At 71.6% G+C, this 21,275-nt stretch carries 18 protein-coding genes; 2 read left to right on the forward strand and 16 right to left on the reverse strand.

The window, feature by feature from the left end; all coding sequences use genetic code 11:
- Positions 1-25 precede the first annotated feature (25 nt).
- Positions 26-1,246 carry an ornithine--oxo-acid transaminase gene (gene rocD / locus KHP12_RS23865; protein ID WP_211833692.1) on the forward strand — a complete coding sequence of 407 codons (1,221 nt, stop codon included), beginning with the start codon at positions 26-28 and terminating at the stop codon, positions 1,244-1,246.
- Between the two features lie 45 nt (positions 1,247-1,291).
- Here the strand turns inward: rocD and KHP12_RS23870 are convergent, their stop codons facing one another.
- The 3 genes from KHP12_RS23870 to pdxR form a co-directional block, all read right to left on the reverse strand.
- Positions 1,292-2,479 (reverse strand): glutathionylspermidine synthase family protein, encoded by a 1,188-nt coding sequence (locus KHP12_RS23870; RefSeq protein ID WP_211833694.1) that lies wholly within the window; start codon positions 2,477-2,479, stop codon positions 1,292-1,294.
- 15 nt (positions 2,480-2,494) lie between these two features.
- A complete protein-coding gene (locus tag KHP12_RS23875; RefSeq protein ID WP_086881031.1) occupies positions 2,495-2,845 on the reverse strand; it encodes a hypothetical protein in 351 nt (116 codons plus the stop codon).
- Positions 2,846-2,971: 126 nt separating this feature from the next.
- Entirely contained in the window at positions 2,972-4,543 is a 1,572-nt protein-coding gene (pdxR, locus tag KHP12_RS23880) for a MocR-like pyridoxine biosynthesis transcription factor PdxR (protein WP_211833696.1), read from the reverse strand.
- Positions 4,544-4,589: 46 nt separating this feature from the next.
- Between pdxR and KHP12_RS23885 the strand changes: the two genes are divergently transcribed.
- A complete protein-coding gene (locus tag KHP12_RS23885; RefSeq protein ID WP_086883192.1) occupies positions 4,590-5,063 on the forward strand; it encodes a carboxymuconolactone decarboxylase family protein in 474 nt (157 codons plus the stop codon).
- A 128-nt stretch (positions 5,064-5,191) separates the two neighbouring features.
- On the opposite strand, the gene KHP12_RS23890 is transcribed toward KHP12_RS23885, so the two are convergent.
- The 13 genes from KHP12_RS23890 to KHP12_RS23950 form a co-directional block, all read right to left on the reverse strand.
- Entirely contained in the window at positions 5,192-6,169 is a 978-nt protein-coding gene (locus KHP12_RS23890; protein ID WP_086883193.1) for an ABC transporter substrate-binding protein, read from the reverse strand.
- Position 6,170: 1 nt separating this feature from the next.
- Entirely contained in the window at positions 6,171-8,192 is a 2,022-nt protein-coding gene (locus KHP12_RS23895) for an ABC transporter permease (protein ID WP_246643179.1), read from the reverse strand.
- 46 nt (positions 8,193-8,238) lie between these two features.
- The gene (locus KHP12_RS23900) at positions 8,239-9,339 is read right to left on the reverse strand and encodes a quaternary amine ABC transporter ATP-binding protein (protein WP_037953412.1); all 1,101 of its coding nucleotides are present in this window, start codon (positions 9,337-9,339) and stop codon (positions 8,239-8,241) included.
- A complete protein-coding gene (locus tag KHP12_RS23905) occupies positions 9,339-10,925 on the reverse strand; it encodes a GMC family oxidoreductase (RefSeq protein ID WP_211833697.1) in 1,587 nt (528 codons plus the stop codon). Before KHP12_RS23905 ends, KHP12_RS23900 begins: the two co-directional genes overlap by 1 nt.
- Positions 10,926-11,132: 207 nt before the next feature.
- Positions 11,133-12,635: an aldehyde dehydrogenase family protein gene (locus tag KHP12_RS23910; protein ID WP_086883195.1), complete on the reverse strand. Its 1,503-nt coding sequence runs from the start codon at positions 12,633-12,635 to the stop codon at positions 11,133-11,135.
- 220 nt (positions 12,636-12,855) lie between these two features.
- A complete protein-coding gene (locus KHP12_RS23915; RefSeq protein WP_244202996.1) occupies positions 12,856-13,674 on the reverse strand; it encodes a serine/threonine kinase C-terminal domain-containing protein in 819 nt (272 codons plus the stop codon).
- A 151-nt stretch (positions 13,675-13,825) separates the two neighbouring features.
- Entirely contained in the window at positions 13,826-14,617 is a 792-nt protein-coding gene (locus tag KHP12_RS23920) for a serine/threonine kinase C-terminal domain-containing protein (RefSeq protein WP_244202997.1), read from the reverse strand.
- Between the two features lies 1 nt (position 14,618).
- A complete protein-coding gene (locus KHP12_RS23925) occupies positions 14,619-15,080 on the reverse strand; it encodes a hypothetical protein (protein ID WP_086883205.1) in 462 nt (153 codons plus the stop codon).
- Complete coding sequence (locus tag KHP12_RS23930; RefSeq protein ID WP_244202998.1) at positions 15,067-16,725, reverse strand: AbeC-like domain-containing protein; 1,659 nt, start codon at positions 16,723-16,725, stop codon at positions 15,067-15,069. Before KHP12_RS23930 ends, KHP12_RS23925 begins: the two co-directional genes overlap by 14 nt.
- Positions 16,726-17,098: 373 nt before the next feature.
- The gene (locus KHP12_RS23935) at positions 17,099-18,088 is read right to left on the reverse strand and encodes a malate dehydrogenase (RefSeq protein WP_037953399.1); all 990 of its coding nucleotides are present in this window, start codon (positions 18,086-18,088) and stop codon (positions 17,099-17,101) included.
- A 353-nt stretch (positions 18,089-18,441) separates the two neighbouring features.
- Positions 18,442-19,506 carry a helix-turn-helix domain-containing protein gene (locus tag KHP12_RS23940; protein WP_086883198.1) on the reverse strand — a complete coding sequence of 355 codons (1,065 nt, stop codon included), beginning with the start codon at positions 19,504-19,506 and terminating at the stop codon, positions 18,442-18,444.
- A 401-nt stretch (positions 19,507-19,907) separates the two neighbouring features.
- Entirely contained in the window at positions 19,908-20,378 is a 471-nt protein-coding gene (locus tag KHP12_RS23945) for a DUF3017 domain-containing protein (RefSeq protein WP_244202999.1), read from the reverse strand.
- Positions 20,368-21,255 (reverse strand): bifunctional methylenetetrahydrofolate dehydrogenase/methenyltetrahydrofolate cyclohydrolase, encoded by an 888-nt coding sequence (locus tag KHP12_RS23950; RefSeq protein WP_086883199.1) that lies wholly within the window; start codon positions 21,253-21,255, stop codon positions 20,368-20,370. Before KHP12_RS23950 ends, KHP12_RS23945 begins: the two co-directional genes overlap by 11 nt.
- Positions 21,256-21,275 lie beyond the last annotated feature (20 nt).

The following is a 21,275-nucleotide window of genomic DNA, read 5'->3' on the forward strand; positions in this document are numbered from 1 at the left end:
TAGCTAGTGAGACAAGGAGGACAAGATGGGACCGGGACGCTCCGCGGAGCGGGCCATCGCCGCCGCCGAGGCCCATGGCGCGCACAACTACCACCCGCTGCCGGTCGTCGTCGCGTCCGCCGAGGGCGCCTGGATGACCGATGTCGAGGGCCGCCGCTATCTCGATCTCCTCGCCGGATACTCGGCGCTCAACTTCGGGCATCGCAACCGCCGGCTGATCGAGGCCGCCAAGGCCCAGCTGGACCGGGTCACCCTCACCTCGCGCGCCTTCCACCACGACCGCTTCGGCGCCTTCTGCTCCGAGCTGGCCGAGCTGTGCGGCATGGAGATGGTGCTGCCCATGAACACGGGCGCGGAGGCGGTGGAGACGGCCGTCAAGACCGCCCGCAAATGGGGCTATCGGATCAAGGGCGTCCCGGACGGCCGGGCCAGGATCATCGCCGCCGGGAACAACTTCCACGGCCGGACGACCACCCTCATCAGCTTCTCCACCGATCCCGAGGCCCGTGCCGACCACGGCCCCTTCACCCCCGGGTTCTCGATCGTGCCGTACGGGGACTTGGCGGCGATGGAGGCGACGCTCGACACCGCGCCCGAGGAGACGGTCGCCGTACTGCTGGAGCCGATCCAGGGTGAGGCGGGGGTGGTGGTGCCGCCGCCCGGCTATCTGGCCGGGGTCCGGGAGCTGACCCGGGAGCGGAATGTGCTGTTCATCGCCGATGAGATCCAGTCCGGCCTCGGCCGGACCGGCACCACCTTCGCCTGCGAGCACGAGGGCGTGGTCCCCGACGCCTATGTGCTGGGCAAGGCGCTGGGCGGCGGGGTGGTGCCGGTGTCGGCGGTGGTGTCCTCCCGCGAGGTCCTCGGGGTGCACCGCCCCGGGGAGCACGGCTCGACGTTCGGCGGCTCCCCACTCGGCTGCGCGGTCGCCCTGGAGGTCATCGCCATGGTGCGGACCGGGGAGTTCCAGCGGCACTCGGCCGCGCTGGGCGAGCTGCTCCACCGGGAGCTGGGGCTGCTGCGGGGAAAGGGAGTCCAGGAGGTGCGCGGCCGGGGGCTGTGGGCGGGGGTGGACATCGATCCGTCGCGGGGCACCGGGCGGCAGATCTCCGAGCGGCTGATGGACCGCGGAGTGCTGGTCAAGGACACCCATGGCGCCACGATCCGGATCGCCCCGCCCCTGGTGATCAGCGAGGAGGATCTGGAGTGGGGGCTGGAGCAGCTGAGGGCGGTGCTGGCCGAGTGAGCGCGTACGGCACGGTCCCCGTACAGCTCCGTGATCCCGCGCGGCTCAGAGGATCACATGGGGAATGAAGCGCGCGTACTCATCCGTCACCAGCCCAGCCGACTCGCGGATGCCGAGCCCCGCCGACTCGCCCTCGACCACCCAGGCGCCGAGCACCACGCGGTTGCCGTCGAAGTCGGGCAGCGGCGCCAGTTCCTGGTAGCAGCACGGCTCGTCACGTACGACGGGCTCCTCGCCCGGCGGATGCACGGTGACCCCCGCGCCCTCGCGGCCCAGCAGCGGTTTGGCCACATAGCCGGTGGTGCGGGCCAGTTCCCGGGGGCCGTCGAGGTAGGCGGGCAGCAGATGGGGGTGGTCCGGGAAGAGCTCCCACAACACGGCCAGCAGCGCCTTGTTGGACAGCAGCATCTTCCAGGCCGGTTCGATCCACAGGGTGGATCCGGTGCCGCCCCCGTTGTCCAGCGTGTCCAGCACATGCGGGCCGAACCGGTCGGTGGCCAGCCACTCCCAGGGGTAGAGCTTGAAGCAGCTCCGGATGAAGCGGAACCGCTTGTCCACGAAGCGGCCCGACAGCCGTTCCCAGCCGATGTCCTCCATGGAGATCGCCTCGGTGCTCAGCCCGGCCTGCTCGGCCGTCTCCCGGAGATAGGCCACCGTCATCAGGTCCTCGCCCAGCTCGTCCCCGGCCGAATGGGCGAAGTACAGGGGCGTCCCCGGCGGCAGCAGCGCCGCCTGGGTGCGCCAGGCGTCCACCAGCCGTTCATGGAGGGAGTTCCACTGGTCGGCGCCGGGGAAGCGGTCCTCCATCCAGAACCACTGGGCGCTGGCCGCCTCCACCAGCGAGGTGGGTGTGTCGGCGTTGTACTCCAGCAGCTTCGCCGGGCCCGACTCACCGTCGTAGCGCAGATCGAACCTGCCGTAGACGCTGGGCTGTTCGGCCCTGCGGTGCCAGGACTCGGCGATCAGCCCGGCCAGCCGTGGATCGTCGATGCCGAGGTCGGCGAAGCGGCCGGTCTCGACGATATGGGCGGCCGCCGCCAGCGACATCCGGTGCAGCTCCTCGACGACCTCCTCCAGCGCCTCGACCTCGGGCAGCGAGAAGGCGTAGTAGGCGCTCTCGTCCCAGTAGGGGCGGAGCGAGCCGTCCGGGTAGCGGGTCAGCGGATAGATGACCCCCTGCTCCTCCACCGTGGACTGCCAGTCGGGGCGGGGGTCGATGGTGTGGCGCTTCATCGTGGGCCGGCCCGCTCAGCCGCCGCTGGAGCCCGAGCAGCCGAAGCCGCCCCGGTCGGCCGCCTTGCTCTTGTCGAAGGTGCCGTAATCCGCCCACCGGCCGCTGACGTCGGAGTCGTAGTACCACTCGCCATCGACGCCCGATGTGCCCCGGCTCTTCTTGCCCTTGCCGCCCGTGGTGGACGAAGAGCCCTTGCAGGCGCCGGAGTCGACGACCCGATAGCCGTTCACCGCGTCATAGCTGTTCCGGTCCACACAGCGCTTGTCCGGTTCCGAACCACAGGAGGTGAGCGCCGCCGCCAGCGCGCCCATACCGCCCAGTATCACGGTGCTCGACCGAAGCCGCCGCGTCGTCTTCCGTTCCATCCCCGTCTCCCCGTTCCTCTCCCCCGAGGCCGTCATCGCCTCCGAGGCAGTCGTCCCGCTCGAGCCGTCCTCTCCCCGGGCCCCGGGACCGCGACCGCCCACCTTAGGGCAACGGCGGCGTGGCCTTCATGGCAGCACCCGGCACAGTGCCTCCAGGGCGCCCGTGAAGGCGTGGTCGGGCGGGGCGCCATAGGCGAAGACCAGCGCGTCCGGCTGCCCGTCCGGATCCGGTCCGGGCTCGTCCGGCTGCCGCTGCTCGCGGTAGCGGTAGCGGGACAGCCCCTCCAGGGCGAGGCTCTGCCAGGCCGCGCCCTGCACCACGGACCGCTCGGTGCCCGGCGGCAGTTGGAGCACCGCGTGCAACCCCGCCGCGATGCCCGTGACCCGCACCCGCGGGGCGCGTTCGGCGAGCGCCGCCACCAACTGGTCGCGGCGCCGCCGGTAGCGCATCCGCATACCGCGCACATGGCGGTCGTACGCACCGGAGTCGATGAACTCCGCGAGCGTCAGCTGATCCAGCGCGCCCGACTGCCACTCCCCCGTTCCCTTGACCGCCAGGACGTCGTCCAGCAGATGGTCCGGCACCACCATCCACGCGAGCCGCAGCGCGGGTGCCAGGCTCTTGCTGGCGGTGCCCAGATAGACCACATGCTCGGGGTCGAGCCCCTGGAGTGCCCCGACCGGGTGACGGTCATAGCGGAACTCCCCGTCGTAGTCGTCCTCCAGGATCAGCCCGCCCACCCGCGACGCCCAGTCGACCACGGCGGCGCGCCGGTCGGGGTGCAGCGAAACCCCGGTGGGGAACTGATGCGCCGGGGTGAGCAGAACGGTCCGGAGCCCGGCCGACCGGTCCAGCTCCGCCGTCCGCACGCCCTGCTGATCGACCGGCAGCGGCACGGTGCGCAGCCCGGCCCCGCGCATCACGTTCCAGTGGACGTCGAGCCCGTAGGACTCCACGCCCACCTCACGGTGTCCGGCCTTCGCCCGCACCCTGCTGAGCAGGGCCAGCCCCTGGACGAACCCGGCGCAGACCACGATCCGTTCGGGCGCGGCCCGCACCCCGCGGGCACGCGCCAGATAGTCGGCCAGGACCCGCCGCAGCTCGGGCCGTCCGGCGGGGTCGCCGTAGCCGAAGGCCTCGTTCGGCGCGGCGGTCAGGGCGCGCCGGGCCGCGGAGAGCCAGGCGGACCGGGGGAAGGCCGAGACATCGGGCTGACCGGCCCGCAGATCGTAGGTGGGCCGGGTGGCGGCCACCGCGGCGGGAGGCGGTGTGCGCGGCGGCGCGGGCTCCGGCGGCACGACGCGCCGGGCGACCCGGGTGCCCGAGCCCTGCCGGGCCGTCAGCCAGCCCTCGGCCACCAGCTCCCCATAGGCGTCGGCCACGGTGTTCCGGGCGATGCCGAGGTCGGCGGCGAGGGAGCGGGAGGAGGGCAGCCGGGTGCCCGGGGCGAGCCGCCCGCCGCGGACGGCGTCGCGCAGGGCCCGGATGAGAGCGTCCCGCACCCCGGTCCCGCCGCCCCGCGGCAGATCCAGATGGAGATCCGCCCCCGGCCCAGCCGGACCCCCCGCCCGCTGTCCGGGGCCGTCTGCCCGCTGTCCAGGGCCGCCCGCCCGCTGTCCAGGGCCGCCCGCCCGCTGTCCGGGGCCATCTGTCCGCTGTCCGGGTTCGCCCCTCGGAGTGGCCCATGAATCCGCCATGGAAATGGACCATACCCCTGGGCCGCCCGGCCTCTAGCGTGGAGCCATGACGACCGGTACTTCGCACGCACACGGCCCCCGGATGCAGTTCGCCAAGGCCGCCCCCGAGGTCTACAAGGCCATGGTCACCCTGGACGCGGCCGCCAGGAAGGGCGTCGACCCGACGCTGGCCGAGCTGGTCAAGGTCCGTGCCTCACAGCTCAACCACTGCGCCTTCTGCATCGACATGCACACCAAGGACGCCCGCGCGGCGGGCGAGTCCGAGGACCGCCTGTACCTCCTCAACGCCTGGGAGGAGGCCGACGACCTCTACACCGAGAAGGAGCGGGCCGCCCTCGCCCTGACCGAGGCCGTCACCGTCCTGACCGACGGCTTCGTCCCGGACGAGGTCTACGAGCGCGCCGCCAAGCACTTCGAGGAGCGTGAGCTGGCCCAGGTCATCGCCCTGATCTTCACCATCAACGCCTGGAACCGCATCGGTGTGACCACCCGCATGGCCCCCGGCGCCTACAAGCCGTAAGCACCGAGCGGCGTTCGGGGAGCCGGTGACGCTCCCCGAACCGCTCGGCCGCACACTCGACACCGCGGGCTTCCTCAAGCCATCCGGAGTAATCCGGTCGCCCATGCTGCCCTGAGCACGATCAGGGCTCAGGGCAGCCACTTCTTCCAGACGTCCGGATGCGCCTCGACCCACTTCTTCGCGGCGTCCTCGGGTGACATCCCCTGCGAGGCGATCAACTCGGACACCTCGTTCTGGTCCTTCTTGGTCCAGTGGAACTTCTTCAGGAACGCCGCCGCCTTGCCACCCTTCTTCGCGAAGTCCGCGTTCAGATACTTCTGTAGCGGTGTGGTCGGGTAGGCGCAGTCGAAGGAGTCGGGGTCCTTGGCACCCTCGTCAGCGCACTTGTCCGTGTACTTGGGCAGCTTGACCTCGACCATCGGCACCTGGTTGAACAGCCACTGCGGCTCGTACCAGTACGCCAGGAACGGCTTCTTGGCCTTGGCGAACTGCTTCATCTGGGTGATCTGCGCCGCCTCCGAACCCGCGAAGACGATCTGGTAGTTCAGCTTCAGGTTCTTCACCAGCGCCTTGTCATTGGTGACATAGGACGGTGAACCGTCCAGCAGCTGGCCCTTGCCGCCACTCTCCGCGGTCTTGAAGGTCTTCGCGTATGTGTTGAGGTTCTTCCAGTCCAGGACGTCCGGATGGGCGTCGGCGAAGTACTTCGGCACCCACCAGCCGATATGGCCGGTGACGCCGAGCCCGCCGCCCGGCACGATCGTCTTCTTGTCCTTGACGTAGCGCTGCTCCTGGTCCGGATGGCCCCAGTCCTCCAGGATCGCGTCCACCCGGTCCTGGCTGAGCGCGTCCCACGCCGGAACCTCGTCCACCTGGACGGTGTCGACGCGATAGCCCAGCTCATGCTCCAGCAGATACTGGGCGACCGCGACATTGGACTGGGCGCCGACCCACGACTGGACCGAGAGCGTGACGCTCTTCGCCCCGCCCACATTGGCGTACGGCGAGGACTGCTTGGTCATGTCCGCCGCGCCGCAGCCGGTCGCGGTGAACACGGCCGCGATCCCGGCGGCGGCCATCAGCAGCCGAGTGCGGGTGCGAGCCATCTCAGGCCCCCTTCCTGTCGCGGCGCGACGTCGGCTGGGTGACCCGGTCCAGCATCAGACCCAGGCAGACGATGGCCGCGCCGGCCACCAGACCGGTGGCCAGATCGCCCTGGGCCAGGCCGAACACCACGTCGTAGCCGAGCGCGCCCGAGCCGACCAGACCGCCGATGATCACCACGGCGAGCACCAGCACCACGCCCTGGTTGACGGCGAGCAGCAGCGCCGGGCGGGCCAGCGGGAGCTGGACCTGGCGCAGTTGCTGCCCCTGGGTGGCACCGAGCGAACGCGCGGACTCCAGCGCCGCCGGATCCACGTTCCGCAGCCCCTGGGTGGTGATGCGGATGACGGCGGGCAGCGCGTAGACGATGGCCGCGGCCGCCGCCGGGGCACGGCCGACGCCGAACAGCGCGACCACCGGGATCAGATACACGAACTGCGGCATGGTCTGGCACACGTCCAGCACCGGCCGCAGCAGCCGCTCCAGCCGGGTGGACCGCGCGGCCGCGATGCCGATCGCGAAACCGAGCACCAGCGTGACGAAGACGGCCGCCAGCACCTGGGAGAGGGTGTCCATGGACGGCGCCCACACCCCGAGCACACCGATCGCTGCCATGGCGGCGGTGGCGGTCAGGGCGGTGGCCCAGGTGCCGATCAGCCAGGCCAGCGTCGCGACGATCAGCAGCACCGCGTACCACGGGAGGCCCTGGAGCCCCTCGCGCAGCGGGTCCAGGATCCACTTGACGTAGTCCGAGGCCCAGTCGGCGGTGCCGCCGACGACCGGCACACCCGTGTAGAGGTGGTCGACCATCCAGTCCTTGAACTGGTTGACGGGCTCCTCGATGGGGACGGTCCAGCCGGTCGGCCAGGTCTGGGACCCGGCCAGCCGTCCGACGAGGGTCACCGCCACGGTGATCACCCCGACGCCCGCCCAGGCGGGCCAGCCGCGCAGCAGCCGGGGCCCGCCCTCGGCCGGGGGCTCGCCGAGGCGCTCGCCCGCCGACGCCGTGGTGCGGTCCATCACGACGGCGAGCAGCACGATCGGGAGGCCGGCGGCCAGCGCCTTGCCGACGTCCACGCTGGACAGCGCCTGGTAGACGCGGTCACCGAGACCGCCGCCGCCGATCACCGAGGCGATGACGGCCATGGACAGCGCCATCATGATCGCCTGGTTGACGCCCAGCAGCAGTTCCTTACGGGCCAGCGGCAGCCGGGCCGACAGCAGCCGCTGCCGCCAGGTGGCGCCGAGCGAGGCCACCGCCTCCAGCACCCCGGCGTCCGCGCCGCGCAGACCGAGGGCGGTGAGCCGGGCCATCGGCGGGGCCGCGTAGATCACGGTGGCCAGCACCGCGCCCGGTACGCCGATGCCGAAGATCAGCACGACGGGCAGCAGATAGGCGAACGCGGGCAGCACCTGCATGGTGTCCAGAATCGGGCGCAGCGCCCGGAACGCCCGTTCCGAGAGCCCGCCGGCCAGGCCCAGCAGCCCGCCGATGACGACGGACGCGGTGACGGCGACGGCCATCAGCGCGAGCGTCTGCATCGTCGGCACCCACATGCCCAGCAGCCCGCACACGGCGAAGGACACCAGGGTCGTCACCGCGACCCGCACCCCGGCGACCCGCCAGGCCACCAGGGTCGAGGCGGCGGTCACCCCGGCCCAGCCGAGGGTGAGCAGCACGACGTAGACGGCGCGCACGCAGATGATGACCACGTTGCTGATGTGGCCGAAGAAGTAGAGGAAGATCCAGTGGCTGTCGCGGTTGTCGATGATCCAGTCACTGGCCTTGCCGAGCGGCTCGGAGACATCGACGGTCAGCGCGTCCGGCCAGCTGCCGCTCGCCCACTTGGCGTGCGCGAGGGGCACCAGCACGGCGGCGATCACCACGAGCACCGCCAGCTTGCGCGCGGCATGGCTGTGCACGACGGCGCTCAGCAGGGACGGGCGCGTCTCGTCCGCCGCCGTCCCGGTGGCCGCCGGTTCGGTGGCGGGGTCGGTGGAGGGGCGGGTGGCGGTGGCACTCATACGCGCCCCCCGGTGCGGCCTGGCGGAGAGAGGGTCGAGGTGGGGCTCATGCCGCGGCCACCTCCTTGCCGTCCAGGCCCGCGACGACGCTCAGCAGACAGGCGTGGTCGACGACGCCCAGGCAGCGGCCGCCGTCCACGACGCGCGCGGGGCCGCCGGTGCGGGCCACGGCCTCGATCGCGTCGGCGACCGTGGTGCCCGGGGCCAGCGCGGGCCCGCCGTCCTGCTCGTCGGAGGTCGCGGGGCGCATGGCGCGGCGCACGGTCAGCACCTGTTCCCGCGGCACATCGCGGACGAAGTCCCGTACGTAGTCGTCCGCCGGGGAGCCGACGATCTCCTCCGGGGTGCCCAGCTGCACGATCCCGCCGTCGCGCATCAGCATGATGCGGTCACCGAGGCGCAGCGCCTCGCTGAGGTCATGGGTGATGAAGACCATCGTCCGGCCCTCCTCGTGGTGCAGCCGGATGACCTCCTCCTGCATATCGCGGCGGATCAGCGGGTCGAGCGCGCTGAACGGCTCGTCGAAGAGCAGCACCTCGGGGTCGACGGCGAGCGCCCGGGCCAGGCCCACCCGCTGCTGCTGACCGCCGGAGAGCTGGCCGGGGCGGCGGCGCTCGAGGCCGGTGAGGCCGACCTTCTCCACCACCTCGGCGGCCTTGGCCCGGCGCTCGGCCTTGCCCACGCCCTGGATCTCCAGCCCGTAGGCGACGTTGTCCAGGACGGAGCGGTGCGGCAGCAGCCCGAAGTGCTGGAAGACCATGGCGGCGCGGTGCCGGCGCAGATCGCGCAGCCGGGCCTTGTCCATGGCCAGGACGTCCTCCCCGTCGATCTTCAGAGTGCCGGAGGTGGGCTCTATCAGCCGGGTGAGGCAGCGGACGAGGGTGGACTTGCCGGAGCCGGACAGCCCCATGACCACGAACACCTCGCCCGGCTGGACGTCGAAGGAGACCTCGCGGACGGCGGCGGTGCAGCCGGTGCGGGCGCGCAGCTCACCGGCGGACAGCTCGGCCTCGGCGGAGCCGGGGATCCGGTCGGCCTTGGGACCGAAGACCTTCCACAGGTCGCGGACCGAGAACACCGGGGTGCGCTCGCCGCTCTCGGGGATCCTGGGGGTGTCGGGCGTCTCGGGGACCACGGTCGTAGCCATCACGCCTCACCTCCCGGCTGATGCGTGGCAGCTCGGTCATCGGACCTGTGCCGGTCCCGATCGCGCTCCTCGAACAGCAGCTCAGCGCACTTCTCGCCCACCATCAGGACTCCGATCATCGGGTTCACGGCCGGCATCGTCGGGAAGACGGACGCGTCGGCGATACGGACGCCGTTCAGGCCCCGGATCCGCAGATCGGGGCCGACCACGGCGAGTTCGTCCGACGTGGCACCCATACGACAGGTGCCCGCCGGGTGGTACACGGTGTGCGCGACCTTGCGGGCGTACTCGCTGATCTCCTCGTCCGAGGTGATCTCCGGGCCCGGGAACACCTCGCGCTTGAGCCAGCTCGCCAGCGGTTCGGTCTTGGCGATCTCACGCGCGACACGGATGCCGTCGACCAGCGTGCGGCCGTCGTAGTCCTCCTCGTCCGTGAAGTACCGGAAGTCGAGGGCGGGCTTGACGGACGGGTCGGCGCTGGTGAGGTAGAGCCGGCCGCGGCTGCGCGGCTTGGGGATGTTGGGGGTCATCGACACGCCGTGCTCGGGCTTTTGGTAGCCCAGCCGCTCCGGGTTGTCGGTGAACGGGATTTGGTAGAAGTGGAACATCAGGTCCGGGCCCCGGGATTCGGGGTCGCGCCGGATGAACAGCCCCGCGTCGGAGTCCATCGCGGAGTTGTCCGGAATCGGACCGTCCGTCTCCCATACGATGACCGACTCGGGGTGGTCGAGCAGGTTCTCGCCGACGCCCGGCAGATCGTGGACGGCGGGGATGCCCAGCGCCTCCAGATCGGCCTTGGGCCCGATACCGGAGTGCATCAGCAGCCGCGGGGTGTCCACGGCGCCCGCGCAGACCAGGACCTCGGTCTCGGCCCGGACCAGGATCTCCTCGCCGTCCTTGGTGCGGACGTGCACGCCGGTGACCCGGCCGGTGTCGTCCAGCTCCAGCTTGTACGCCCAGGTCTCCAGCATCAGATGGAGGTTGGGCCGGTCCAGGAACGGGTGCAGATAGGCGACCGACGCCGAGGAGCGCTTGTTGCTCTCCGGGTGGTACGCGAGGTCGAAGAAGCCGACGCCCTCATGGAACGGCTTCTTGTTGAACCCCTCGACCCGCGGCACCCCGGCGGCGGCCTGGGCGGCGTCGACGAAGTCCCGCGCGATCGCGTTCCGGTCCTTCTCGTCCACCGGGACGATGTTGTTGCGCAGCCGCCGGAAGTACGGGTCCATGGACTCCGCGTCCCAGCCCTCGGCGCCGGCCTCGGCCCACTCGTCCCAGTCACCGGGCAGCGGCTTGAAGGAGATCAGGGTGTTGTGCGAGGAGCACCCTCCGAGCACCCGCGCCCGGCTGTGCCGGATATGCGAATTTCCGCGTGGCTGCTCGGTGGTGGGGTAGTCGTAGTCCAAGTCGCCGCCGAGCAGGCCGAGCCAGCGGCGCAGGGTGAGCACGTCAGGCCGGTCGACATCCGACGGTCCGCCCTCGATGACGGCGACACGGATGTCCGGGTCCTCGGTGAGCCGGGAAGCGATCACCGAGCCTGCGGTGCCGCCGCCGATCACGACGTAGTCGTATGCGACAGGTACGGACATGTGGGGTTACTCCTCGCGGTCTTACCCAAACGGCTCGCGCCGGTGCGGGCCGGGGGCTGCTGCCGCCCCTGGGGTGGGGTGTTGCCGGGTGCCTTACGTGCCTACGGGCTTCTCGCCGCCGGTCGCCGCGATCGGGCGCGGCCGGGTCCGGGCCCCGGGGGACGAGTCCGGGCCCGGCCGTGCCCCGGGCGGGGCCGGCGGCGGGGTTCAGCCGGCGAACCAGCGCACCGGGCTCGGCCGCAGGTTCTCGTAGACGTGCTTGGTCTCGCGGTATTCGTCAAGGCCCGCGGGACCGAGCTCGCGCCCGACCCCGGACTTGCCGAAACCGCCCCATTCGGCCTGCGGAAGGTAGGGGTGGTAGTCGTTGATCCACACGGTGCCGTGCCGCAGCCGGGCGGCGACGCGCCGCGCCCGGGCGGTGTCGGCGGACCAGACGGCGCCGGCCAGTCCGTACTCCGTGTCATTGGCGAGTGTGACTGCCTCGTCCTCGGTTTGGAAGGACTCGACCGTCAGAATCGGCCCAAACGTTTCCTCCCGTACCACCCGCATCTCGCGGTGGCACTGGTCGAGCACGGTCGGGAGGTAGAAGTACCCGGTGGCCGGGCGGACCTCGCTGGGCTCCGGCTGCTTGCCACCGCAACGCAGCAACGCGCCCTCCTCGAGGGCGGACGCCACATACGCCTCGGTCTTGTCCAGCTGCTGGGCCGAGACCAGCGGACCGCATTCGACACCGTCCTCGGTGCCGCGGCCCAGCTTGATCTTCTCCGCCCGGCGGGCGAGCTCGGCCACGAACCGCTCGCGCACCGACTCCTCGATGATCAGCCGGGCACCGGCCGAGCAGACCTGGCCGCTGTGGATGAAGGCGGCGTTCAGGGCCTGGTCGACGGCGGTGTCAAAGCCCTCGGCGGTGGCGCAGGCATCGGCGAAGACCACATTGGGGTTCTTGCCGCCGAGCTCCAGCGCGACTTTCTTGACCGTCGGCGCGGCGGCCTGCGCGACCTTGGTGCCGCTGACCAGGCCACCGGTGAAGGAGACCAGATCCACATCGGGGTGCTCGGACAGCCGGGCGCCCACGGGGTCACCCGCGCCGGTGACCACATTGGCCACCCCGGCCGGCAGCCCGGCCTCGGCCAGCAGCTTCACCAGATGGACGGTGGACAGCGGAGTCACTTCGCTGGGCTTGATCACAAAGGTGTTCCCGGCGGCCAGCGCCGGGGCGACCTTCCAGCTGGCCTGGAGCAGCGGATAGTTCCAGGGGGTGATCATCGCGCAGACACCGACCGGCTCATGGACCACGACGCTGTGCACATCGGGGGTGCCCGCGTCGACCACGCGCCCGGCCGACTCGCCCGCGACCAGATCGGCGAAGTAGCGGAAGGCGTTGGTCACGTCGTCGACGTCGACCCGGCCCTCCTCCAGGGTCTTGCCGGTGTCACGGCTCTCGATGAGCGCGATCGTCTCGCGGTCGCGCTGGAGCAGGTCGGCGACGCGGCGCAGCAGCGCCGCCCGCTCGGCCACCGGCGTCCCGGGCCAGGGACCCTGGTCGAAGGCGCGACGCGCGGCAGCGATCGCCGCGTCGGTGTCCTCGGCACCACCCTCCGCGACGACGGCGAGGGTCTTGGCGTCCGCGGGGTCGAGGACCTCCCGCTGCGCCCCGGATGCGGCTGCCTGCCACACCCCGTCCACATGAATGGTCTCGACTGCCGCCACGTGATTTCTGCCTTCCGGTTCCGCGTGCTGTGCCACTGGTCCAAGCCAGCAACATGGACCCCTAACCGGAAGGCGGGAACCTATGCGCGATTCGCAAGAGAAAGTGGGCCGGCTCACGTGATCCGAAGGCAAAACCGGCCCCACGACTCATGATCGGCCTGTGTGTCAAGAGGTCGTGCGGTCAAGAAGTGGTTCGGGTCACAACGGGGCCGGGGGGTGATCACGACGCGGTGCAGTAGGCGGTCGGGCAGAAGGTGTCCACCGCCGTCTGGTGGACCTCCCGCTCCTCCACCCGGTCCCCGGCCCCGGAGGGGCCGTTCACCAGCACCGCGTACATGGTGCCGTTGGGGGCGGCGAAGCGGCGGTCGAGCATCCGGCGGTGGCCGTCGCTCTTGGACTCGTATGTGTACTCCAGCTGGACCGGGTCCATGGCGGCCGAGCCCAGCCGGGTGAGGGCGATCTGCTCGTAGTCGCGGTGGGTGGAGGCGATCCGCTCGGCCTCCTGGGCGGACTCGTACGGCGTCGACTCGGGGCCGTGCAGCTCAAAGATCTGGATCACGGTGCTGTCGTCGGGCGAGGTGTAGTAGACGCTGGGGCCCTCGGCCGTCCGCCGCCATCCGTCCGGGACCGCGAGGTGGTACCCGGCCGGGTCGGCCTGGGTGCTGTAGCCCGCGGGCGGGGCGCCGCCCGTCAGGGAGGGTGAGGACGGGGTGCCGAACGGCGTCGCGGACGGGGACCCGGAGGGCGCCCCGGTCGGAGGGGCCGTGGGGAGATCGGTCGGGAGATCGGTCGGCCCGCTGGTCTCGGGGCCGGGCGAGGGGTAGAGATCGCTCGGCTGGGAGGCGTCCCCGCTCGGCGCGGCCGTGGGGCTCTCGCGGTCCCAGGGCAGCGGACCCGCCTGATTCCGGGAGGTCCCATCGCCCCCGAAGGCCACCCATCCGGAGAACGCGATCCCCGCGACCAGGAAGATCGTCACCGCCAGCGCCCGTAGCACCCGCCTGGCGTCCTGCCCCGGCGCTCCCCCGTTGTGCATGCTCATCTATGCCCCCCGATGATGGATCTCTGCTCCCATATGCGGATAAGCCGTGTCGGCCCACATCGATGTACCCGGTCCGGGGGCCGCCCCACCCCCTGTCACCGCACCGATACGTGCCCGTCGCCCGGCCGCCGGTCAGGTGGCCGGGCGACGGTCAGGTGGCCGGGCAGTAGGCCGTGGGGCAGAAGGACGCCAGCACGATGCCCTGCCGTTCCCGCTGCTTCGGCCAGTCGTCGGCCGGACCCGCGACCAGCACCGCGTACTGCACCCGGTCCGGGCCGGTGAAGGCCCGGTCGAGTATCCGGCGCGGGCCGTACTTGGCGCTGCGGTAGCCGTACTCCAGCTCCGCGTCCGCGTCATCGCCGGGCCCGAGCCGCTTGAGGTCATACCGCTTGTAGCCGGGGTTCTTCTTGAGCCCCGTCTCGGCTTGGCTCAGCGCCTCGTAGGGCGTGATGTCGGGCTCGGTCAGCGCGAAGACCTGGATCAGACTGCCCCCGTCGGACGACTCGTAGAACACCCCGGTGTCGCGCTTGACCCGCTGCCAGCCCGTGGGCACATCCAGCCGGAACCCCTCCGGGTCGGTGGTGCGCACATAGTCCGCGGGCGGCCCCTGGGTGCTGTCCTCGGACACCGAAGGCGGTGCCGAGGTCGGCTCCGTGTACGGCCCCGACGACGCCGAAGGCTGCTCGGCCGACGGCGACCAGGACGAGGCCGAGGGCGAACCGCCGTCCGCCCGGGGCTTGTCATCCCCGCCGCCCGACACCAGCTTCCAGGCACCGAAACCGATCCCGCCGACCAGCACCACGGCGAGCACCGCCAGCAGCACCGTGCCCAGATGCGGATTGGGTGGTCTTCGGCCCGGGGCCGGCGGCTCCGCGCCCGCTCCCACCCAGCGCTGCGCCTCCTCGTCCCATCGACGGCCCCCCTCGCCGCCCGGGGTGCTCATCTCACCCGCCCAACAGCGCGCCGACCGCCTGTCCGACGGCGACGCCCGAGGCGAGCATGCCGACACTGGCGCTCGCGTCCTGCAACATCACCCGGATCCGGGCCAGTCGGCCGGCCCCGGCCCGGCCGGTGCGCTGGATCTCGTCCTCGGTCCGGTCCAGCTCGTCGGAGAGCGCGCCGACCTCCGGGCTCGGGACCACCCGCCGCAGATCCTCGGCAAGCCGGCGAACGGCCTCCAGCAGCTCCTGATAGGCGGGGTCACAGGGGGCCTCGGCCTGACGTCCGTTCACGATGTGGTTGTGGTCGCCGAAGCCGATGGCGCTGCCCTGCACCTTGCCGAACCGGATGTTTCCGAACGTGCTCCCGCCGCCTGCCGCCGGGGTCGTGCCGCCACCGCTCGCGTCCGCCGCGTGGTCCGCGCCGCCGCCCATGTCGCTACCGTCCTCCGTGTCAGCCATCGCCATGGCCGCCTCCCGCTCCATTGCTCCCGGTGGTATTGCTGATGGTGTTGTGGTCACCGAAGCCGAAGGCGCTGTGCTCCGCGGACTCGATGAAGACTCCGCCGCCGCTCACGTTGATGACCTTCTGCTCGAACTCACCGGTCTCCCAGCCGGCTTCGTCGAGCGCCCTTCGCACGCCGTTGGCCACGCGGTCCTCGACGCTCTTCAGATAGCGGCTGACATCCATCTCCTGGAAGAGCGATGCGCCGGCGTCGCTGCCCAACTCCCGCACCGAGACCCAGGGTCCGTCGGGGATGGCCGCCTCATAGCCCCCCGCGTACATCCGCCAGAGGAAGGCGGCCGAGCGGAAGGCATAGATGATCGCCCGGCCCGCCGCCGTGGGCGTCCGCCCCAGCGCCCAGATCGCCTTGCCCGGCAGCCCGCCGCGGCGGTGGGAGTCGGAGAGCCGGTCGACCGCCCGGAAGTCCGGGCGGATCGGGCGCAGCACATGCGGGGCGAACTCCAGCATCAGCATGCCGCCCTGCGTATGCACCCGCACGAAGACCGTGATGACGACCTCTTCCCGCCATGCGCCGACGCGGATCCGCAGAAAGTGCCGACGGATCTCGCCGCCCTCCTCGACGGCCTCAGCCCGCTCCCGCGCGAAGTCCGCCTCGCCATACGGCACGAAGGAGCGGCTCCGTAATCCGGTGACCTTGAGGAAGACGCATTCGTCGAGCTCCAGGCCGCGCAGCCGGTCACGGCTCTCGGCGACGGCGCGAGCGGCGCCCTGCACGGGAATGCCCTGCGCGGGAGTGGTGCCTTGCGCGGGAGTGGTGCCCTGGACGGAGGCGATGCCCTGGGCGGACGGAGTGCGCAACTTCTCGACCAGCGGCCGGATCCGCTCCAGGATCACGCGGTTGTCCAGCGGCACCGGATCGCCGCCCTCGCGCGGCCGCAGCTCCACGGCGAGGGTCCAGGTGTCATGGGCGGTGCCCGCACCGAGGAAGGGGTGCCGATCGTGGTAGAGGATCACCGGTGAGTACTGCTCACGGCGGATCAGGGCCCGCACCCGCTGGAAGCGCCCGCCCTCGAACCGCTCCGCGGGGTCCGCGGCGGGGTCGGCGAAGGTCTCCGGCTCCAGATCGGTGGCCAGCACCCGGGCCACATGCTCACGGTGCAGCGCGACCGCGGCGGCCATCGCGGCCGGGATCACCAGCGCGAACCAGGCAGCTGTGGTGTCCGACCCGGTGACCAGGATCGGCGCGAAGGCCTGCAACACGCCCGGATCGGACTGCCCGTCCGTGAGCGCCTGCGTCAGGGCGGAGAACACATAGGACAGCAGAGTCAGACAGCCGAGCGCCCGCAGCACCGCGGCCGCCCGCCGCCGGGTGAGGGTGACCCCGTCCGCTCCGGGATAGTCGGCTCGGAAGGCGCCCATGGCGCCGCCCCTGGCCCAGGCCGCCAGCAGGAGCAGCGCGCAGGAGAGCAGGAAGAGATAGAAGAAGCCCTGGGCCAGCAGGAAGTCCAGCACCCACAAGGACACCAGCAGCGCGGTCCAGCACGCCTCCAGACGGCGCGCGCGCAGCGCGTGCGCCAGCACCCGGACCGCGTCGATGCCCAGTGAGGGCGCCACGGCGCGCTCCTCGTGGACATACAGCTCGTCCACGACCGCGTCCCGGAAGTCGTCGTCCAGATAGGCGCCCGCGCATAACAGCCGGGTGGCCTCGCTGGTGGCGTGAGGAGAAGCGTCGGCGGCAGTACGAGAAGAAGGGACGGGCGGTGGCGGCTCCGCCCGCGACCGCGGCAGACGAGCGGAGTGACCCCCTACCGAAGGATCAACACCGGCAGAAGAATCAGCACCGGCAGAAGAATGATCACCGCGCGTATTGGCCATGTTTCCCCCCGAGGCCGTAGCAACTGCCTCCACGGTAGGGGAAGATGGCCCGCGATTACAGTTCATGGCCGAAGGGTCACACTCCGGAGTGAATACCGGAATGTGACCCTTCGGAAACGGCCGCGCCGGGGCGGGCCGGGGCGCGTCAGATCAGGCCGAGGTTCCGCACGGCCTCGCGCTCGTCCTCGAGCTCCTTCACCGACGCGTCGATGCGGGACCGCGAGAACTCGTTGATGTCCAGGCCCTGGACGATCTCGAACTTCCCGTTCTTCGCGGTGACCGGGAACGAGGAGATCAGGCCCTCCGGCACCCCGTACGAACCGTCGGAGACCACACCGGCGGAGGTCCAGTCGTCGGCGTCGGTGCCGTTGACCCAGGTGTGGACGTGGTCGATGGCGGCGTTGGCGGCGGAGGCGGCCGAGGAGGCGCCGCGCGCCTCGATGATCGCGGCACCGCGCTTGGCGACGGTCGGGATGAAGGTGTCGGCCAGCCACTGCTCGTCGCTTACGACCTCGGCGGCGTTCTTGCCCGCGACCTCGGCGTGGAAGACGTCCGGGTACTGGGTGGCGGAGTGGTTGCCCCAGATGGTCAGCTTCTTGATCTCGCTGACCGGGGCGCCGGTCTTCTTCGCCAGCTGCGACAGCGCGCGGTTGTGGTCCAGCCGGGTCATCGCGGTGAAGCGCTCGGCCGGTACGTCCGGCGCGGCGGCCTGGGCGATGAGGGCGTTGGTGTTGGCCGGGTTGCCCACGACCAGGACCTTGATGTCGTCCGCGGCGTGGTCGTTGATGGCCTTGCCCTGCGGCTTGAAGATGCCGCCGTTGGCCTCCAGCAGATCGCCGCGCTCCATGCCCTTGGTGCGCGGGCGGGCGCCGACCAGCAGTGCGACGTTCGCACCGTCGAAGCCCACGTTCGGGTCGTCGGAGATGTCGATGCCCTGGAGCAGCGGGAAGGCGCAGTCGTCGAGCTCCATCGCGGTGCCCTCGGCGGCCTTCAGCCCCTGCGGGATCTCCAGGAGGCGCAGTTTGACCGGCACGTCCGCGCCGAGAAGCTGACCGGAGGCGATGCGGAAGAGCAGCGCGTAGCCGATCTGGCCGGCCGCGCCGGTGACGGTGACGGTGACGGGAGTGCGGGTCATGGCGGTCTCCTGCGCTGTGTTGTCAGTCCAAGATCTCTTGGTGTCGAGATACTTGCGTCAGGCTATCCGACGGCACCTGACCCACGTTCTCTCGGGCCATTGTGTAACCGCTCACCGTGCGTTCCGGACCACCGCGCAGATGGGATCACCGCACAGGCGGGATCACCGGGCACTTTGGCGGCCGCCTGCCAGGAGGGGGAGTGCAGGCGGCCGCCCAGTGCCGCACCCGTGGGGGGGCTCGGGCAGCGCCTGCCCCGATTCCCCCGGCTCATTCCCCCCGGTTTCACGAATTCCTCCGGACGGGCTCTGGACCAGCTCCGGGCGGCCTCTCGGACGGGCCTCGCCCCCGCCGCTCAGCCCCGGCCGCCAGAGGCCGTGCAAGCGCGCGTACCGCCGCCCAGGGCGGCGCACGCGGTGGCCCGCGCGGCGGAGTCCACCGGGATCATCTTGGTGTAGGCATCGCCGTCTGCGCCGACCCTGGCGCTCTGCGAGCGGGCCGCGCCGCCGTTCGCGCCCGGCGCCTTGACCTGGATGACATCGCCCGGGGCGGCCCGGGCGACCCGGGCCCAAGCCGCCTTGCAGGTCTCGCTGTAGCGGACCTCGACATACGCGGTGCCAACGGTGACGTCAGCCGCCGTCGTCGCGGCAGCACCGCACCCCATGGCCTGCGGATCCTGGCCGGTGCAGTCCTGCCCGGCGCACTTCACACCCTCCGGAAGCTGCTGACGCGCGCTGGTGGCCGGTGCGGTGGTCGGCCGCTCCCCGCGCTTCTCGCCGTCGCCGCCCGCGTCGAGCAGCAGGACGGCACCGGCGACGAGCAGGAGCGCGCCCACGAGCCCCCCGGCGAACAGCGCGGCGACACGCTTCCGCCCCCTCGGGGAAGGCGACGACGGAGGGGACGGCGCGGGCGACGGCGGCTCGGCGGAGTCCGGTGCCTGCCCGGCAGACGCCGCGCGAGCCGGGAGCACCGGAGCCGACGCGACCAAGGGCTGCTCCGGATCGGGCGGTTCGACCCTCGGCCACTCGTTCCCCGGGGAGTGGCCGTTCTTCCGGGCGTCCATCCCCCGCGCCGCCGGGTCGAACCGCTCGATGGCGGCCCGCGCCCGCGCGACGCCGATGGCCTCCATCGTGACGTCGTGCCGCATCCCGGAGCGGCTCCAGGCCCGCTCCGCCAGCTCCCACAGCGTGCCGAGGTGGTGGACGTCGGCGCCGGTGGCCTCGGCCAGGGCCTCCACCGCGCCCCGCGGGGGCAGCAGCCGTCCGTTGAGGTAGGCCTCCCAGGAACTCTTGCTGTAGCCGGTGCGGTCGGCGACGGCGACGACGCTCAGCCCGCTGCGCTCGACAAGCGTGCGCAGCCGGCCGGTGAACTCCCGGACCTGCGGATCGAGTTCCTCCGGTAAGTCCCTCCAACGAGGCATTGCCTCCCCCTGTCCCCCCGCACGTACCTGTCAATCTCCCGCGCCGCGGCCGCTGTTGGCGTCCTCGAGCCCCGAACTGACTACCCAAAGGGATGCCTTGCCCCAGGATGTCAGCTCTTCAGGTGGAGGCGCATCGGAGCATTTCGTGCACCAGTACGCACTCCCTCACACCCGGCGCGTCGTTGCACAGCGGAGACCTCGTGCTGGAACGGTCACTTCCGCGCTACAGGGTTCCCACGCTCATTGATCCGGCACAGCTCACGCACAACCCTGATGACCAGGCGGTCCGTCCTTCTTCGGGGGAGAGGGCGGACCGCCGCCGGACCGTTGGGATCCGGCCACAACGACGGCGGCCCGTCCTTCCACGGGGGAGAGGACGGGCCGCCGTTTCACGTCGTCGGCTAGCGCACCGTGAAATGCACCACGTCGTCAAGGAACGGGATCGACACCCAGGGATCCGGCTGGGCCATCAGGGACAGCAGCACGATCGCCGCGCCCAGCAGTCCGTAGGTCAGCATGTCGGTGAAGCGCGACCGCACCGCGAGCATCCCCACCTCGGGCAGCGCCCACCGGAAGAAGGCGCCCGCCAGCAGGGACAGCCCGATCAGCACCGTGCCCGCGCGGAAGGCGTCCAGGGCGACGATCAGCAGCCCCAGGCCCACCCCGCCCATCACCGTGAGCAGCGGCCACTGCCGGGCGGGCGCCGGGGCGGCACCGGGCGCGGCCCGGCCGCCGCCCTCCGGACGCGCGGTGTCCCGGGTGATCAGCGGGAAGCGGCGCGACCTGCGGATGAACCGGCCGGGCCCCGTCGGCGGCGCGGGCGGCTCCTGCTGCTGCTCCCCGGCCCCCGGCTCGCTCGCCTCAGCCGTCATGGCCGGCACCGGCGTCGGCGGCCGCCTTCGCGTCCCGCTCCGCGGCCTCCACCACGTTGACCAGCAGCTGGGCGCGGGTCATCGGGCCGACCCCGCCCGGGTTCGGCGAGACCCAGCCCGCGACCTCGGTCACACCGGGGTGCACATCGCCGGCGATCTTGCCGTGCTCGTCCCGGCTGACGCCCACGTCGAGCACCGCGGCGCCCGGCTTGACGTCCTCCGGCTTGACCAGGTGCCGCACCCCGGCGGCCGCCACGATGATGTCGGCCTGGCGCAGGATCGCGGGCAGGTCGCGGGTGCCGGTGTGACAGAGGGTGACCGTCGCGTTCTCCGAACGGCGGGTCAGCAGCAGCCCGATCGACCGGCCGACGGTGATGCCGCGGCCGACGACCACCACATGCGCGCCGTTGATCTCCACGCCGTGGTGGCGCAGCAGCTGGATGACGCCCTGGGGCGTGCACGGCAGCGGACCGCTCTCGTTGAGCACGAGGCGGCCGAGGTTCATCGGGTGCAGCCCGTCGGCGTCCTTGACCGGGTCGATCAGCTCCAGCACCCGGTTGGCGTCGATGCCCTTGGGGAGCGGCAGCTGGACGATGTAGCCCGTGCAGGACGGGTCCTCGTTGAGCTCCCGGACCGCCGCCTCGATCTCCTCCTGGGTGGCGGTCTCGGGCAGGTCGCGCCGGATGGAGGCGATGCCGACCTCGGCGCAGTCGCGGTGCTTGCCCGCCACGTACCACTTGCTGCCGGGGTCCTCGCCCACCAGCACGGTCCCGAGGCCGGGATGGATGCCCTTGGCCTTCAGCGCCTCCACGCGGCTGACGAGATCGGACTTGATCGCGGCTGCGGTTGCCTTGCCATCGAGAATCTGGGCGGTCATGGCTTCATCCTCCCGGATGC

It is taken from the genome of Streptomyces asiaticus, assembly GCF_018138715.1.
GTDB classification, from domain to species: domain Bacteria; phylum Actinomycetota; class Actinomycetes; order Streptomycetales; family Streptomycetaceae; genus Streptomyces; species Streptomyces asiaticus.

Excerpts from the sequence above, each read along its gene's own strand:
- rocD (WP_211833692.1), top strand. The coding sequence starts at position 26 with ATGGGACCGGGACGCTCCGCGGAGCGGGCCATCGCCGCCGCCGAGGCC.
- KHP12_RS23870 (WP_211833694.1), bottom strand. The coding sequence starts at position 2,479 with ATGAAGCGCCACACCATCGACCCCCGCCCCGACTGGCAGTCCACGGTG.
- KHP12_RS23875 (WP_086881031.1), bottom strand. The coding sequence starts at position 2,845 with ATGGAACGGAAGACGACGCGGCGGCTTCGGTCGAGCACCGTGATACTG.
- pdxR (WP_211833696.1), bottom strand. The coding sequence starts at position 4,543 with ATGGCGGATTCATGGGCCACTCCGAGGGGCGAACCCGGACAGCGGACA.
- KHP12_RS23885 (WP_086883192.1), top strand. The coding sequence starts at position 4,590 with ATGACGACCGGTACTTCGCACGCACACGGCCCCCGGATGCAGTTCGCC.
- KHP12_RS23890 (WP_086883193.1), bottom strand. The coding sequence starts at position 6,169 with ATGGCTCGCACCCGCACTCGGCTGCTGATGGCCGCCGCCGGGATCGCG.
- KHP12_RS23895 (WP_246643179.1), bottom strand. The coding sequence starts at position 8,192 with ATGAGTGCCACCGCCACCCGCCCCTCCACCGACCCCGCCACCGAACCG.
- KHP12_RS23900 (WP_037953412.1), bottom strand. The coding sequence starts at position 9,339 with ATGGCTACGACCGTGGTCCCCGAGACGCCCGACACCCCCAGGATCCCC.
- KHP12_RS23905 (WP_211833697.1), bottom strand. The coding sequence starts at position 10,925 with ATGTCCGTACCTGTCGCATACGACTACGTCGTGATCGGCGGCGGCACC.
- KHP12_RS23915 (WP_244202996.1), bottom strand. The coding sequence starts at position 13,674 with ATGAGCATGCACAACGGGGGAGCGCCGGGGCAGGACGCCAGGCGGGTG.
- KHP12_RS23920 (WP_244202997.1), bottom strand. The coding sequence starts at position 14,617 with ATGAGCACCCCGGGCGGCGAGGGGGGCCGTCGATGGGACGAGGAGGCG.
- KHP12_RS23925 (WP_086883205.1), bottom strand. The coding sequence starts at position 15,080 with ATGGCGATGGCTGACACGGAGGACGGTAGCGACATGGGCGGCGGCGCG.
- KHP12_RS23935 (WP_037953399.1), bottom strand. The coding sequence starts at position 18,088 with ATGACCCGCACTCCCGTCACCGTCACCGTCACCGGCGCGGCCGGCCAG.
- KHP12_RS23940 (WP_086883198.1), bottom strand. The coding sequence starts at position 19,506 with ATGCCTCGTTGGAGGGACTTACCGGAGGAACTCGATCCGCAGGTCCGG.
- KHP12_RS23945 (WP_244202999.1), bottom strand. The coding sequence starts at position 20,378 with ATGACGGCTGAGGCGAGCGAGCCGGGGGCCGGGGAGCAGCAGCAGGAG.
- KHP12_RS23950 (WP_086883199.1), bottom strand. The coding sequence starts at position 21,255 with ATGACCGCCCAGATTCTCGATGGCAAGGCAACCGCAGCCGCGATCAAG.